The organism is Sphingomonas sp. GW821-FHT12D09 (genome assembly GCF_058807215.1).
This window is the reverse complement of sequence record NZ_JBXAQL010000001.1, coordinates 661,584-675,813: the sequence shown is the minus strand read 5'-3', so window position 1 is coordinate 675,813 and position 14,230 is coordinate 661,584. Positions and strand designations below refer to the sequence as shown.

16 protein-coding genes are annotated in these 14,230 nt (G+C 66.5%); 7 read left to right on the top strand and 9 right to left on the bottom strand.

The genetic code is table 11. The features are described 5' to 3' along the window. From AC1RPL_RS03240 to AC1RPL_RS03220, 5 genes are all read right to left on the bottom strand, one after another. Entirely contained in the window at nucleotides 1-633 is a 633-nt protein-coding gene (locus tag AC1RPL_RS03240) for a methylamine utilization protein (RefSeq protein WP_493067815.1), read from the bottom strand. 38 nt (nucleotides 634-671) lie between these two features. Beyond that, complete coding sequence (locus tag AC1RPL_RS03235; RefSeq protein ID WP_493067814.1) at nucleotides 672-1,925, bottom strand: porin family protein; 1,254 nt, start codon at nucleotides 1,923-1,925, stop codon at nucleotides 672-674. A 52-nt stretch (nucleotides 1,926-1,977) separates the two neighbouring features. After that, nucleotides 1,978-2,235, bottom strand: a complete 258-nt coding sequence (locus tag AC1RPL_RS03230; protein ID WP_493067813.1) for a hypothetical protein — start codon at nucleotides 2,233-2,235, stop codon at nucleotides 1,978-1,980. 9 nt (nucleotides 2,236-2,244) lie between these two features. Continuing rightward, on the bottom strand, nucleotides 2,245-2,733 hold the full coding sequence (locus tag AC1RPL_RS03225) for a hypothetical protein (RefSeq protein ID WP_493067812.1): 489 nt from the start codon (nucleotides 2,731-2,733) through the stop codon (nucleotides 2,245-2,247). Between the two features lie 70 nt (nucleotides 2,734-2,803). Next, entirely contained in the window at nucleotides 2,804-4,855 is a 2,052-nt protein-coding gene (locus AC1RPL_RS03220; RefSeq protein ID WP_493067811.1) for an NAD(+) synthase, read from the bottom strand. A gap of 97 nt (nucleotides 4,856-4,952) precedes the next feature. Here AC1RPL_RS03220 and AC1RPL_RS03215 point away from each other — a divergent pair, with 97 nt between their 5' ends. Beyond that, entirely contained in the window at nucleotides 4,953-6,464 is a 1,512-nt protein-coding gene (locus AC1RPL_RS03215; RefSeq protein WP_493067810.1) for a hypothetical protein, read from the top strand. On the opposite strand, the gene AC1RPL_RS03210 is transcribed toward AC1RPL_RS03215, so the two are convergent. Then, nucleotides 6,461-7,171, bottom strand: coding sequence for a murein L,D-transpeptidase catalytic domain family protein (locus AC1RPL_RS03210; RefSeq protein ID WP_493067809.1), 711 nt, complete (start codon nucleotides 7,169-7,171; stop codon nucleotides 6,461-6,463). The two genes, AC1RPL_RS03215 and AC1RPL_RS03210, sit on opposite strands and share 4 nt — an antisense overlap. Before the next feature lie 260 nt (nucleotides 7,172-7,431). Here AC1RPL_RS03210 and AC1RPL_RS03205 point away from each other — a divergent pair, with 260 nt between their 5' ends. The 5 genes from AC1RPL_RS03205 (at nucleotide 7,432) to mtnA (ending at nucleotide 11,271) form a co-directional block, all read left to right on the top strand. Further along, nucleotides 7,432-8,148, top strand: a complete 717-nt coding sequence (locus AC1RPL_RS03205; protein ID WP_493067808.1) for a L,D-transpeptidase family protein — start codon at nucleotides 7,432-7,434, stop codon at nucleotides 8,146-8,148. A 183-nt stretch (nucleotides 8,149-8,331) separates the two neighbouring features. Next, nucleotides 8,332-8,946: a methylthioribulose 1-phosphate dehydratase gene (locus AC1RPL_RS03200; RefSeq protein WP_493067807.1), complete on the top strand. Its 615-nt coding sequence runs from the start codon at nucleotides 8,332-8,334 to the stop codon at nucleotides 8,944-8,946. Then, nucleotides 8,943-9,491 (top strand): 1,2-dihydroxy-3-keto-5-methylthiopentene dioxygenase, encoded by a 549-nt coding sequence (locus AC1RPL_RS03195; RefSeq protein WP_493067806.1) that lies wholly within the window; start codon nucleotides 8,943-8,945, stop codon nucleotides 9,489-9,491. The genes AC1RPL_RS03200 and AC1RPL_RS03195 overlap by 4 nt, the downstream gene beginning before the upstream one ends. A 101-nt stretch (nucleotides 9,492-9,592) precedes the next feature. After that, nucleotides 9,593-10,228, top strand: a complete 636-nt coding sequence (gene mtnC, locus AC1RPL_RS03190; RefSeq protein ID WP_493067805.1) for an acireductone synthase — start codon at nucleotides 9,593-9,595, stop codon at nucleotides 10,226-10,228. Then, a complete protein-coding gene (gene mtnA / locus AC1RPL_RS03185; RefSeq protein ID WP_493067804.1) occupies nucleotides 10,225-11,271 on the top strand; it encodes an S-methyl-5-thioribose-1-phosphate isomerase in 1,047 nt (348 codons plus the stop codon). Before mtnC ends, mtnA begins: the two co-directional genes overlap by 4 nt. 6 nt (nucleotides 11,272-11,277) lie before the next feature. Here the strand turns inward: mtnA and AC1RPL_RS03180 are convergent, their stop codons facing one another. Together AC1RPL_RS03180 and AC1RPL_RS03175 are read right to left on the bottom strand one after the other, a co-directional pair. After that, on the bottom strand, nucleotides 11,278-11,976 hold the full coding sequence (locus AC1RPL_RS03180) for a hypothetical protein (RefSeq protein ID WP_493067803.1): 699 nt from the start codon (nucleotides 11,974-11,976) through the stop codon (nucleotides 11,278-11,280). 81 nt (nucleotides 11,977-12,057) lie between these two features. Next, on the bottom strand, nucleotides 12,058-13,215 hold the full coding sequence (locus AC1RPL_RS03175) for an aminotransferase (RefSeq protein WP_493067802.1): 1,158 nt from the start codon (nucleotides 13,213-13,215) through the stop codon (nucleotides 12,058-12,060). Nucleotides 13,216-13,297: 82 nt separating this feature from the next. On the opposite strand from AC1RPL_RS03175, the gene AC1RPL_RS03170 reads away from it, so the two are divergent. Further along, complete coding sequence (locus AC1RPL_RS03170) at nucleotides 13,298-13,528, top strand: hypothetical protein (protein WP_493067801.1); 231 nt, start codon at nucleotides 13,298-13,300, stop codon at nucleotides 13,526-13,528. 210 nt (nucleotides 13,529-13,738) lie between these two features. Here the strand turns inward: AC1RPL_RS03170 and AC1RPL_RS03165 are convergent, their stop codons facing one another. After that, the gene (locus AC1RPL_RS03165) at nucleotides 13,739-14,113 is read right to left on the bottom strand and encodes a YidH family protein (protein ID WP_493067800.1); all 375 of its coding nucleotides are present in this window, start codon (nucleotides 14,111-14,113) and stop codon (nucleotides 13,739-13,741) included. Nucleotides 14,114-14,230: the final 117 nt, after the last annotated feature.

Here is a 14,230-nt window from a genome sequence, read left to right as displayed (position 1 = left end):
TCAATAATGGCTCGACCCGGTCATCCGCGGCGGCGTGCGCAGCGTGACGTTCACCGTCTGGCTTCCGCCCGCCGCGACCTGGCTGGAGACCATGTTGCCCGGCGCGCGCAGATAGGGATGCCACACGTCGAGCTTCACCTGGCCGGCGGGCAGGTCGGCAAACACGGCATTTCCCGTCGCATCGGTCTTCACGACATAGGCCGTGTCGACCACGTCGATGAACGCGCTCATCTGGTCATGGATATTGCAGCCCAGCGCGACGATCCCGGCCTTGTCGAAGGTCACGGTGCGCGCCTGTTCCTTGGCATAGAGCTTCAGTTCGAACTTCTTGGCCGGCGAGAAGGAATAGACATGGTGCCGCACCGGGTCGAGATTCGGGAAGGACACGCTCGCGCCCACCGGCACCACCAGCACGAAGGGGTGGAACTGGATGTCCTTCTGATCGACCTGGAAGTCGCCTCCACCCTGGGCCGGCGGCGTCGCGCGTCCGACCAGGTGCAGCGTCACCACCGCGTCGCGGATCGGCTGGTTGCCCGGCCCGCGCACATAGACGGTGAGCCCCGCGGCCGGCGGCGGGGCCGGAGCAGCGGCGCCGAGAAGCGCAAGGGCGGAACAGGCAAATAGCGATCGCATCAGCTTTCCCTAGCAAGCCCGCGTAAACAAGCCGTTGTTCAAAGGTGGACGCGGAGCGCGAGCTGGAACTGGTTCTGCCGCTGGCGGGCGGCGAGGCCCAGATTGGTGCGATATTGCCGGGTGCTGTCGACGTGCAGGAACTCGGCGAGCAGGCTCAGGTGCCTGCCGATCTCGCGCCGGCCGCCCAGCGTTACGGCCCAGCCATCCTCCGAGCTCGGCGCGCCCAGCACGCTGCCTTCGCCGCGCGTCCCGAACGCATCGAGCCGCGCCGACACCGAACCGCGCGCGAAGGCCCAGGTCCCGAGCAGATAGGCCGCACGGAAGCTGGTATCGACCCAGCGCGCATCCGGCCTGGGAAAGCCCATCTCGGTGCGCCCCTGCATCGCCTGCGCCTTCAGCGTGAGCGGCCCGGACGTGAACAGCGCACCGAGATTGTCGAACCGCGTCCGCCAGCCCCATTGCAGCGTATCGGTTACCGCCTCGGGATCACCGCGATTGTCATAGTGGAAATATTCCAGTTCGAAGCTCGAAGTCGGCGACCAGCCGAGCTTGGCATACCAGCCCGGTCGGTTGTCGATCTCGATCACCGGGCGCGTCACCGGCGCCTGCACCGATGCCATCATGCCGCGCAACGGGGGCAGGGGCTGCGTCCCGAAGGCGGTCGCCTTCTCGTCGTGCAGCGCCCAGCCGCGAAAGGCGAGTAAGGTGCCCGAGGTGTCGTTGAGCCCGAACACGCCGAAGGTCGCCGCGACGCGCTGGCCGCCGAGCGGCGCCGTCACCGTCGCCTCCACCCCGCCGGTCTTGATCTCGTCGCCGATCCAGCTGTTGATCGCCGACGGCGTGATCGTGTCGGTCACTGCCCATTCGGGCCCCGAATGCTCGAGCGAGATCGCAGGCCAATAGAGCCCGGCGCGCACGGTCAGCCTGGCCGAGCCGGGGAGCATCGGCTTGAAGGTGAGGGCGGCCTCGCTGAGGTCCACCGCATGCTCCTGCCCCTGCTGTGCGATCGCCACCACCGTGCCGCTGAGCGACCAGCTGAAGCGCGGCTGCCAGATCAGGTCGGCTTCGGCGAGCCGGGGTTCGACCTGGAGGTCGCGGTCCGCGCTGCCGTCGAAACGCGTCTTGCCCAGACCGCCGCCAATCCAGCTCGTCTCGCCGTCCGCCGCGACGATGCGCGCATCGCCCGTGATCGAGACGGTCTCGCCGGAAAATATCTGGGCGCGGGCAGGGGCCGTCGTCGCGACTAGCGCGGCGCCGCAAAATGCCAGCAGCAGGCGGATCCCCCGGATCATGCGCGCACCCTAGGCGCGCAGTGGTTAAGGAAGCTTCAGTGATGCCTGGTTTTCAGGGGATTGGCAGCCAACGGTCGCGCATCCAGCGCTGGGCTGCAGCCGCCACCAGCGCGGCATGGCCGGGATAGCCGGGCCCGACCAGCGGCAGGCCGAAATCGCCGATCACCGCTTCGATCCCTTCGGCATCGAGCGCGCGCGCCGCCGCGCGGGCACGGCGGGCGATCTCCAGCTCCTGTCCCCAGAAATAGATCGCTTTGGCCCGCACATTCGCCTGCATCCGGCGGACTTCCTCCACCCGGCCGTCGCTCACCAGCGGCAATCAGATATCGGGCATCAGCAGGTCGACCGGCACATCCGCCCGCCATTCCAGCGCGTCGCCCTGGAGGATGCGCAGCTTCGCCCGCGCCTGCTCCGGCAGCTGGGCGAACAGGTCGAGCCTCTCGTGGAGCGCCAGCACGTAGCTGTCGCGCTCGATCACGGTGACGCGAGTCACTTCCTCGCTCAGCGCCGCCGCGGCAGCGGCCCAGCCCATGTCCAGACCCATGATCACCACATGCCCGCGCGCCAGCGCCAGCCCGATCGTCTGGCTTTCAACCTCCAGTGGCGTGCACGACATCCAGGTCTCGCTGCCGCGCAGCAGCACCGGCATCTCGGCCATGAACACGGTCGGGCCCCAATAGCCCTGCGCGATCACGCCGCGAGCGATCTGGATCTGCCTGTCGCCGCAGCGCACCGGCCGATAGTCCGGCAGGAACCAGTCTGTTTCGAACGGCGCCAGTCCCAGCGCCGTGCCTGCATTCCCGTCCAACGGTGATCCCCCTTGCCAGCACGCCAGTCTTAGAGCTGCGCAACAGGCCGTCGAGCGGGGATCGCACCGTTTAGGGCAGGTTGCTCTTCAACTGATCGATCCACGGCCGCGCCACCCCGTCCGAAGGCGCGCGCCAGTCACCCCGCGGGCTCACCGCGCCGCCGGCCGAGACCTTCGGGCCATTCGGCAGCGCGGATCGCTTGAACTGGCTGGTCTGGAAGAAGCGGAACAGGAATTCCTCCAGCCACTTGGCGATCGTCGCCAGGTCGTACTGGTGGCGCCCATCCTCGGGGAAGCCGATCGGCCATTGTCCCGCCTGGGCATCCTTCCAGGCATGCCAGGCCAGGAACGCGATCTTGGAGGGCTTCAGCCCGTGCCGGATCGTGTAATGCAGGAAGAAGTCGTGCAGCTCGTACGGGCCGATCCGGTCCTGCGTGCTCTGCATCTTGCCGTCAGCATCGGCGGGCACCAGCTCGGGCGAGATCTCGGTGTTCAGGATGCTGGTCAGCACCTGTGCGGCCTCCCCGGCGAACTGGCCGGACTGGACGCTCCAGCGGATCAGATACTGGATCAGCGTCTTGGGCACGCCGGCATTGATGCCGTAATGGCTCATATGGTCGCCCACGCCATAGGTGCACCAGCCGAGCGCGAGTTCGCTTAAATCGCCGGAGCCGAGCACGAAGCCCTGGCGCTGGTTGGCCAGCCGGAAGAGATAGTCGGTGCGCAGCCCCGCCTGGACGTTCTCGAAGGTCACGTCATAGACTGGCTCGCCGTCGGCGAAGGGGTGGCCGATGCCTTCGAGCATCGTCATCGCGGCCGGCCGGATGTCGATCTCGGCGCCGGTCACGCCCAGTGCATCCATCAGTGCCCAGGCGTTGGACTTGGTCTCGTCGCTGGTCGCGAAGCCCGGCATGGTGAAGCCGAGGATGTCGGTGCGCGGCCGGCCCAGCCGGTCCATCGCCTTGGCCGCGACGATCAGCGCATGGGTGGAATCGAGCCCGCCCGAAACGCCGATGACGAGGTGCTTCGATCCCGTCGAGGCGAGCCGCTTGCGCAGCCCCTCCACCTGGATGTTGAAGGCCTCGTAGCAATCCTCCTCCAGCTTGGCAGGGGTGTTGGGCACGAAGGGGAAGCGGCGCAGCGTGCGGAGCAGCCCTTTGTTGGCAAAATCGGGCTGGTGCTGGAAAGTGATGCGACGAAAACGCGTCTCGGGATCGCCATTGGCGGCGGCACAGTCGTTGAACGTGCCCATGCGCATCCGTTCGAGCCTGAGGCGCTCCAGGTCGATGTCCGCGCACACCACTTCGGTGGTGAGCTCGAAGCGTTCGGTGGTGGCGATCAGCTCGCCCAGCTCGTGGATCATGCCCTGGCCGTCCCAGGCGAGATCGGTAGTGCTCTCGCCGGGCCCCGAGGCGGAATAGACATAGGCCGCTACCGCCCGCGCCGATTGCGCCGCGCACAGCAGCGCCCGCTCGCGGGCCTTGCCGATAGTGATGTTGGAAGCGGAGAGGTTGCACAGCACCAGCGCGCCTGCGAGCGCGCCTTCGGTCGAAGGGGGCAGGGGCGCCCAGTAATCCTCGCAGATCTCGGCGTGGAAGACGAAGTCGGGCAGCTCCTCGGCAGCGAAGATCAGGTCGGTGCCGAACGGCGCGGTCTGCCCGGCCACGTCGATCTCCAGCCCGGCAAGGCCCGCGCCCAGCGCGAACCAGCGCTTCTCATAATATTCGCGGTAATTGGGGAGGTAGGACTTGGGCACCACGCCAAGGATGCGCCCGCGGGAGATCGCGACCGCGCAATTGTACAGCCGCCCGCTGCGTCGAAGCGCCGCGCCGACCAGCAGCACGGGCGTCAGGTCTGCGCTGGCCGCCACGATCGCTCCGATCCCCGCTTCGGTCGCGTCGCACACCGTGTCCTGCAGATGCAGGTCGTCGATCGCGTAGGAGGTGACATTGAGTTCGGGAAAGACGAGCAGGTCGGCGCCTTGCGCATCACCCTCGCGCGCCAGCGCTATGGTCTGCTCGGCATTGGCGCGCGGATCGCCCACCGTAGTCACCGGCGTGCAGACGCCCGCACGGATCATCCCCTGGCGGTGGATCGAATAAAAGGGGTGGGACTTGCTCATCGTCTCCGTCTTGCAGCCGGATATGTTTCGATCACGTCACACCCCTAGTCGCTCCGGTCGGCTTGTGCCAACCCCGCACAGCCTCTACCGGCGCCCGATGCTCCACTGGATCCGCCGCCAATTCGACGATCGTCCGGTGCGGGCCGTCATGGTCGTCTTCGCCGCCTATACGGTCTTCAAGATCAACCTGAAGTTCTTCGCGCCCGCGGGGCCCTGGTGGCGCGGCTGGCATGACCAGCAGCAATATCTGAAGTCGGCCAAGGCGCTGCTGCGCTTCGATCTAAGCCCGGACCTGCATTGGTACCCGCTGCTGTATCCGCTCGCCGGTGCGCCCTTCGCTTGGGCGCCGACGCCGTTCGTGCCGATCAACCTGCTCTGTTACGCCGCGGCCTTCTGGGGCTTCTGGCGGGTCTGCGCGCGCTTCGGGGTGGGGAGCTTCGCCGCGGGACTGCTGTTCCTCGCCGCGACGATCGGCGACCTGCGCATCTCCAAATTCTGGCTCGAGCCGTGGACGACGACGATGTCCGCCGCGTTCATCTGGCTCGCCTTCGCCGAGGCCGCCGACATGATGTTCGGCCAGCGGCGCCGGCCCTGGCTGCTCGGTACGCTGCTGATGGCGATCGCGCTGGTCCGTCCGGCGGACATCGTGATCAGCGTCGTGATCGGCGGCTTCGCGCTCTGGCGCCCCGTGCTGATGGAGAAGCGCTGGCTCGACCTCGGCAAGGCGATCGGCGGTGCGGCCGCGGCGTTCGTGCCGTACGCGGCGCTCTATCTCGCAATCTATGGCTGGCGCCTCACCGACTATATGATCCTGTCGGGCGATTACGGCTTCGCCTTCGCCGATCTCGGCTGGAAGGCGAGCATCCTGCTCGTCGATCCGTCGCCCTGGTTCCCCGGCGAGACCGGCCTGCTGCGCGAACTGCCCTGGCTGCTCACGGGTGCCGCCGGGCTGATCCTAGGTGTGTGGCGTCTGCAGGGACCGGCGCGCTGGCTCGCCCTCGGCATGGCGTTGTCCGCGTTGATCTACACGACAACGATGCTTGCCTATGTCGATCTGGTGCCCAGCGGCATGTGGCGCTTCTTCAACGCCCATTATTTCAAGTGGCTGTTCCCGATGGCGGCCCTGTTCACCTGGCTGCTCTTCACCTGGCGCGACCTGCGCGGGCTGGTGGTGGTGGTGGCGCTGGTCCTGCTCGCCAGCTTTCGCATCGTGCCGCGCCCGGCCGAGCCGCAGGAACCCGCCAAGGCGCTCGCCTTTGTCGCGCCAGATGCGCCCTGGCAGGACATCTATTTCGCCCGCTCGGCTGTGGTGGATGCAAAGGGTGCCCAGCGCAGCCCGGCGGACTATCACCAGCTGTGGATGGGGGACCGGGTGACGGCGATTGCCTTCAAGCGGCCGTTCGAAGGCGATGCGCAATGGTACGGCGTCACGCCGCCCAGCATCGCCACCTGGCCCAAGGGCAGTGGAAAGGCGGAGGTGATGCTGCCGGGCACATGGCCGCAAAAGCCCATCGCGCGCTACGCGACGAAGCTCAGCTTCGGATATCCGTGCTGGGCGCCGCCCTTCCCGTGCGGCACCGGCCCGGGGCCCGGTCTGCCGAAGAACTAGACCTTGGCGGAGTAGATCATCCGGCCCGGCCCGAGCCGCTCGAACAGCTTGGCCAGTTCGGTCTCGCCCACTGCGAAGCAGCCCTGGCTGCGGCCGAGCTTGCCGTGCTTCCCGATCATGTCGGCATTTGCGTACCAGGCCGAGTGGACCACGATCGCGCGGTCGAGCGCGTTGTTGTTGGTCGGGTCGAGCCCGAGCAGGCGCTGCGAGTCGCCATGCTTGCCGACATAATAATCGGCGGTCAGGAACGCGCCTTCGCAGGTCGCTTCCGAATTCACTTCGTTCGAGAAGCGCTGGAGCAGCCCGGTGTGATTAGGGTCCGAACCGACGCCGTGCGCGACCAGGAAGCGCTCGACCTGGCCCGAGCCCATGTTCACCACGAAGAAGCGCGGGCTGTACGAGGGCGAGGCGAAATCCGCGATCGCGATCCGGTCGTGCGAGGGGATGCGCATCGAATGGCGGTTGAGCGCCGCCACGGCCTTCTTGAACAGTTCGGGGCGGATACCCGCTGGCACGCCCGGCGTGCGGGCGGCGAGCACTTCGGGTGCTTTGGGGATCGCCGGTACCGGAACGGGAGCCGGCAATGCCGGTGCCATCGCGGTTTCGATCGTGCGCGAGGCGCAGGCTGAAACCACCGCGCCACTCGCCATTACCAGCGCCGTCTTCAACAAGGCGCGACGCGACTGAATCGTCTCGAGACTGTGCATAGAATTCAAAATGCCCGCTACTTTGCCCCTGAGGGAGTTTTATATCAGACAGATGGTGAGCGCGTTGCTTAACATCTGTCCCAAGTTGAGCGACTCGCCGCATCCTCTGCCCGGTTCGCCGAAGGCTCGCCAAAATCCGGAACATTGCCAGCGATTTGCACACCCGAATTATCTCCGATTCGGCAGCGGCACGAAATTAGGTTAATTTCGTTAAGGAATCGCCCTGAGCCGTCCTGGCTCGTGATTCGGAGAGCTGTTTGATGCGTTCCGGCACCTTTGCCGTCCTTCTCCTGGCCTCGGCCTCGATTCTTCCCATCACTCCTGCCGTAGCCCAGGTCGCCGCATCGGACACGATGCAGGTCGCGCCCGAAGCGCTGCGCAACGGGCAATGGGCGTGGTACGAGCAGCCGCAGCTGATCAAGGCGAGCACCAGCGAATGGGATCCGGTCTCGATCGTGGTCAGCATCCCGGACCAGCGCGCCTATATCTATCGCGGCGGCAATCTGGTCGGCGTCAGCACGGTCTCCACCGGCTCGAACGGACACGAGACGCCGGTAGGCGCCTTCACCATCCTGCAGAAGAAGATGTTCCACCGCTCGAACCTCTATTCGAACGCGCCCATGCCTTACATGCAGCGGCTGACCTGGGATGGGATCGCGCTGCATGCCGGCCATTTGCCGGGCTATCCCGCCTCGCATGGCTGCATCCGTTTTCCCGCGGCCTTCGCCAGGCAGCTCTACACGCTCACCGAGCTGGGCGGCGACGTCATGGTGACGGACGAGCCGGTGACGAACCCCGAGCGTTCGGGCCCCTCCACCCCGCTGCTGATGGCCGATGCCCGCAATCTTGGCGGCGAGGCGTTCAACATGGTGACGCTGCCCGGCGACGCCCCGCGACCCGAGGTGCAGCCCGCGACCTTTGTTACCGGCCCGGCGCGTGAGATCGTCCAGCCGATCGGGCGTCGCGGCTCCAAATAGGGAGCCTGCACGCACCCCATTCAATCGTCATCCTGAACGTGTTTCAGGGTCCAACGTGCCGCAGGCGGCATCGCTGGTGGTTGGTTGGATGCCGAAACAAGTTCAGTATGACGAAGTCTGAGATGGCGGCACCCGAATAAATCTGTTGTCTCCCTGTCACATGGATCGGCTAAGCCCGCTCCCATGACGATGTCGTTCGAAGATGCTGCCCAGGGCCTGGTCGAAGTCGGCCGCCGGCTGGACGCGCGCGGCTGGGCGCCTGCCACCGCAGGTAATTACTCGATCCGCCTCGACGATGGCAGCGTCGCGGTTACCGTGTCGGGTTGGCACAAGGGCCGCCTGACGCCCGATGGGATCATGCGGGTGGACCTGGAAGGTAAGGGGCTCACTCCCGGCAAGCCTTCGGCCGAGACCGAGCTTCACCTCGCGATCTACCGACTGTTCCCGCACGTCGGCGCCGTCCTCCACGGTCATTCGCCCGAGGCTGTCGGCATGAGCCGCGCGACGGATGCCCACGAATGGGTATTCGCCGGCCATGAGATGCTCAAGGTCTTCCCGGGCAACACCACGCACGAGGCGGAGATCCGCCTGCCGATCGTCGACAACAGCCAGGACATGGCAGTGATCGAGGAAGCGATCCGTCTCGCGCTGCTGGCGCCAAACGCCGCACCCGCCTATCTCATCCGCAGCCACGGGCTCTACGCCTGGGGCAAGGACTTGGCCGAGGCCGAACGCGTGCTCGAAGGCACCGAATGGCTGATCGCTGCCGAACTGGCCGAAAGGGCATGGAAACGATGACCCATCTGCGGATATTCGACGAAGCGGGCGGCGCGCCGCGCATCGATACCCGGGACGCGGCGGAGATCGCCGTTGCACTTGCGCCGATCGGCGTGCGCTTCGAGCAATGGCCCTCGCGTCCGCTTGCCGCCGATTCGGACCAGGACGCCGTGCTGGAAGCCTTCGCGCCCGAAGTCGAGCGGTTGAAGGCCGAGAATGGCTATCAATCGGTCGACGTCATCCGCATGGTCCCCGATCACCCGGAGAAGTCGAACCTGCGCGCCAAGTTCCTCTCCGAGCATCGTCATTCGGAGGACGAGGTCCGCTTCTTCGTCGAAGGCGAGGGGCTGTTCACGCTGCGCGAGGGCGAGAATGTCTACGCAGTGCTGTGCGAGGAGGGCGATCTGATCTCGGTACCGGCAGGCACGCGCCACTGGTTCGACATGGGGCCTTCGCCCCGCTTCACGGCGATCCGTCTGTTCACCAATGCCGATGGCTGGATCGCCAACTTCACCGGCGACCAGATTGCCGAACGTTTTCCGCGGCATGAGCCGGTTGAGGCCTAACTCTTCCCCGTCATCCCCGCGAAGGCGGGGATCCAGAGCCAAAAACGACGTCGCCCGGAACCCTGGGTCCCCACCATCGCGGGGATGACGACAGGAAAAAGATGACCCACACCCCCAAAGCAATCCTCCTCGACATCGAAGGCACGACCAGCAGCATCAGCTTCGTTGCCGACGAACTCTTTCCCTATGCACGCACGCATTTGGCGGATTTCGTTGCGGGCAATCCCGAAGTCGTCGCACCGATCCTGACGCAAGTGCCGGGCGATGACCCGGCCGCGACCCTGATCCGCTGGATCGACGAGGACCGCAAGGAAACCCCGCTCAAGACGCTCCAGGGGCTGATCTGGGAGCAGGGCTATGTGGACGGCACGCTCAAGGGCCATGTTTACCCGGACACGCCTGAGGCGCTACGCCGCTGGACCGGGGCCGGCCTCAAGGTCCACATCTATTCTTCCGGCTCGATCGCCGCGCAGAAGCTGATCTTCGGCCATTCGGTCGCCGGCGACCTCAGGCCGTTGCTCACCAGCTATTTCGACACCACCACCGGGCCCAAGCGCGACAGCGATTCCTATACGAAGATCGTCGATGCGCTCGATCTCGCGCCGTCCGACCTGCTCTTCGTCTCCGACATGCCGGCCGAGGTCGATGCGGCGCGGGAAGCCGGCCTCCAGGCGCTGCTGATCGACCGCGAAGGCGGATCGGCCGATATCCATTCTTTCGCGGAAGTGTTGCCATGATCCTCGAAGGCCATTCCACCCGCTCGATCCGCCGCACCGAAGACGGCACGGGCGTGGTGATCCTCGACCAGCGCAAGCTACCCTGGGAAGTGAAATGGGTAGAGCTGCGTGACGTCGATGCCGCCGCCGTGGCGATCCGAGAGATGTGGACACGCGGCGCCCCGATGATCGGCGCCACCGCTGCCTATGGCTATGCGATGGCCCTCGCGATCGATCCGAGCGATGCCAGCCTGCAGGCAGCGTACGAAAAGCTCCATGAGACCCGCCCCACCGCGATCAACCTGCGCTGGGCGCTCGATGCGGTCCGCACGGCAGTCGCCGATCTTCCGGAGGGCGAGCGCGCCGAAGCCGCCTTCAAGCGGGCCGACGCAATCTGTGACGAGGATGCCGAGCTTTGCCGTTCGATCGGCGAGCACGGCCTTGCGCTGTTTCGCGAGCTTCACGCCAAAAACCCGGATCGCCCGCTCAACATCCTCACCCATTGCAACGCCGGCTGGCTGGCGACGGTCGATTACGGTACCGCCACGGCGCCGATCTATCTCGCACACGATGCTGGTATCCCGGTCCATGTCTGGGTGGACGAGACCCGCCCGCGCAACCAGGGCGCGCTGCTCACCGCGTTCGAGCTGCGCAACCACGGCGTCCCGCATACGGTGATCGCCGACAATGCCGGCGGCTTGTTGATGATGAAGGGGCAGGTGGATGCAGTGGTGGTCGGCACCGACCGCGTCACGCGCAACGGCGATGTCTGCAACAAGATCGGCACCTATCTGAAGGCGCTCGCCGCCGCGGACAACGATGTGCCCTTCTATGTGGCGCTGCCCTACACGACCTTCGATCCGAACACCGAAAGCGGCGCCGACATCCCGATCGAGGAACGCAGCGCCGACGAACTTACCCAGCTGAGTGGACCTGGCGGGGACGGGGAAATCGTAACCGTTCGGGTCACCGATTCCCCCGCCGCCAACCCGGCATTCGACGTGACCCCCGCGCGGCTGGTGACGGGGTACATCACCGAGCGCGGGGTGATCGAGAAGATCTGACCGCGCTTAACGCGGCGCGGTCGTCACCGTCGTCTTGGTCGTGGTGGTGGCCGTCGGCTTCGAGACCGTAGTAGTGCTGGTCTTCTTCACCGGCGCGGCCTTCTTCACCGTCGTGGTCTTGCGCGTCGAGGAATAGCTGCGCGTGGCGACCGGCTGGGTCGTCGTGGTCTCGATCGTGGTCGCGACCGGCTGGGTCGCCGCCGCCGCACGCACCGCCGCTGCATCGGCTGCTGCCGACTGCGCCGCCTGGGTCGCCACATCGGCGCGCGCATTCGCGGCCTGGGCGTCGGTCTGCGCCGCCACCGCGGCATCCTGCGCCGCTTCCTTCTGGCTCGCCTCTACCGCCGCGCTCGCCTGGGCATCGCGACGCGCGTCGCGCTCGGCCGCAATCTGCGCACCCTTGTTCTGCTCGGCCTCGGCGAGCGCCGCGTCGGCCAGGCTCGAGGCACGGCGCGCTTCGTTGATCGTGGAATCGCGGTGGTCGCGCGCCAGCTGGTCCTTGGCGGTGCGGAGCGATTCCTCGGCACGCGCATAGGCATCCGGTGCATATTTGTCGGCACCGGCAGTCTGGGCAGCTTCCACCTTGGCAGTGGCTTCGGTGACGGCGGTGCGTGCCCGGTCGATACGGCTCTGGGCAAGCGACGGCGTCGCGATCAGGATGGCGGCAACCGCGGCGCCGCGCATGAGAAACTTCATATTACGCATGGTACAACTCCAGTATGTCCCGCGGCCGGCTAACGGGCAGCGATCCTCCGAAGTTGCCTGGTTGCGCCGAAGCGGGGCTATCTATCGGCCAAAGGAGCCGCGCGCTGCGACGATCCGGTCGATCGCCGCGTCCAAAGTCGCGTCTTCCTTGACGAAGCAGAAGCGCACCACGCTGGTCACCGCGTCCTCGGCATAGAAGGCCGAAACCGGGATCGAGGCGACGCCCGCTTCGTCGATCAGCTTGTTGGCGAAGGTCACGTCGTCCAGGCCGATGCCCGATGCGGTCAGGTCCACCGACAGGAAATAGGTCGCCGCACTCGGCAGCACCGCGAAGCCTGCGCCTTCCAGCCCTGCCTTCAATCGGTCGCGGCCATGCTGGAAGCGGTGCCGCGCCGCCTGCACCCAGCTATCCTGCGTCGCCAGCCCTTCCGTTACCGCCCATTGCAGATTGGGGGGCGTGGTGAAGGTCAGGAACTGGTGCGCCTTGGAGATTATGCGGGCGAGGGCAGGGGCTGCGCAGATCCAGCCCAGCTTGAAGCCGGTCAGCGCGAATATCTTGCCCGCCGACCCGATCTTCACCGTCCGCTCGCGCATGCCGGGAAAGCCGATCAGGGGGAGGTGCCGCGCGCCGTCGAAGGTGACGTGCTCCCAGACCTCGTCGCAGATCGCGATCAGGTCATGGGAGACGCAAAAGTCGGCCAGCATCGCGAGCTCGTCCGCGCTGCACATCGTCGCGGCGGGGTTGAGCGGGTTGTTGAGCAGCAGCACCTTGGTCCTGGCCGAGACGGCGGCCTCCAGCGCTGCCTTGTCGATCTTCCACTCGGGTGGGCTCAGCCGCACGAACCTGGGCACGCCGCCCGCCTGGCGGATCAGCGGCACATAGGCGTCGTAGAGCGGCTGGAAGCAGATCACTTCGTCACCGGGGCTCACACAGGCGAAGATCGCCGCGGCCAGCGCCTCGGTCGCGCCCGAGGTGACCACGACTTCCTCGGCGGCGAGGTTCAGCCCCTGGTGGCGCGCATAATGGTCCGCCACTGCGCCGCGCAGCTCGGGCAGGCCGATCATCGGCGGATATTGGTTCGATTTCTCGATCACCGCCTTCCCCGCCGCCTCGAGCACAGCCTCGGGCCCGCGCCCGTCGGCAAAGCCCTGGCCCAGGTTGATCGCCCCGGTCGCGCGCGCCCGTGCGGACATCGCTTCGAAGATGGTGGTGCCCATTTGAGCGTAAAGCGGGTTCATTCCCGGCTTGTGACGGCTTGCATCTTTGGGTGCAACCGCCGCATTAGCCTCGCGTTCAGGCTTGCGCCACTAGAGGAAGATCATGAGCAAGACCCCGCCCAAACCGCCGGAAGCACAGTCGCCCTATCCGATCGAGGAGGCCCCCCACGACCATCAGGAGGGGAGCGAGGCGCTGCAGGCCGTGAAGGACATCGTCGAAGCCACGAAGCGCTGGAAGCCCGATGCCAAGCAGATCGGCATGGGCGCCGCGATCGGCATCGGCTCGGCCGCGATCGTCGCCGGCCTGCTTTATTGGCGCGGCGGCAAGAAATAGGCCCTGTGGCCAGCGGGCGGCCTTCGTCGCCCGATCCTCGGCCTCCGTCGCACCCCGCTCGCCTCCACACGCATGTCGCGCGCAGATCGCGCGGTGCCGGCGTGACCTCAACCCGACAGTCGCGCCGGCATATATCCCTGTGCCGCTTGGATTCGACGCCCGAGCTGGTGCCTGACGGGCGTCCTGGCAGCTGGGGCGCCCGTTTTGGGTTCAGACAAGCCGGGCAGCGATCGTCCAGAACAGCCCGATGCCCGCGAGGGACATCACGAGTGCGATCACCAGCACCGGCCGTCCCAGCCGGAACTTATCGATGCGCTCCAAGTCCCTGAGCGTCGTCCAATAGCCGATCGTGCCCATCACCATGGTGAAGGTGCCCATCCCGGCGAGGAACAGGCCGACGCGCTGCGGGCTGTTCGAATTGGCGATCTGGTTATGGTCCGCCAGCGCCTGCAGCACCTTGTAGATCGTGAAGCCGAAGCTCAGCATCGAAAGCGAAGTGCGGATCCACGCCATCAGCGTGCGGTCCGCGGCCAGGATCGTCCGCTTCTGGCCGAGATCGCTTGGCAGGAGGGGAGTGCGTGCCATCCGGGCTTTTTCCCGCTCCGGACCCCGAACGCGCAATCGGGGGAAACCCCCAAGCGCTCAAGGGCGATCCCGCACCCAGGACACGATCCGCAGGAGCCCCCGCGGCGTGTTCGTGAA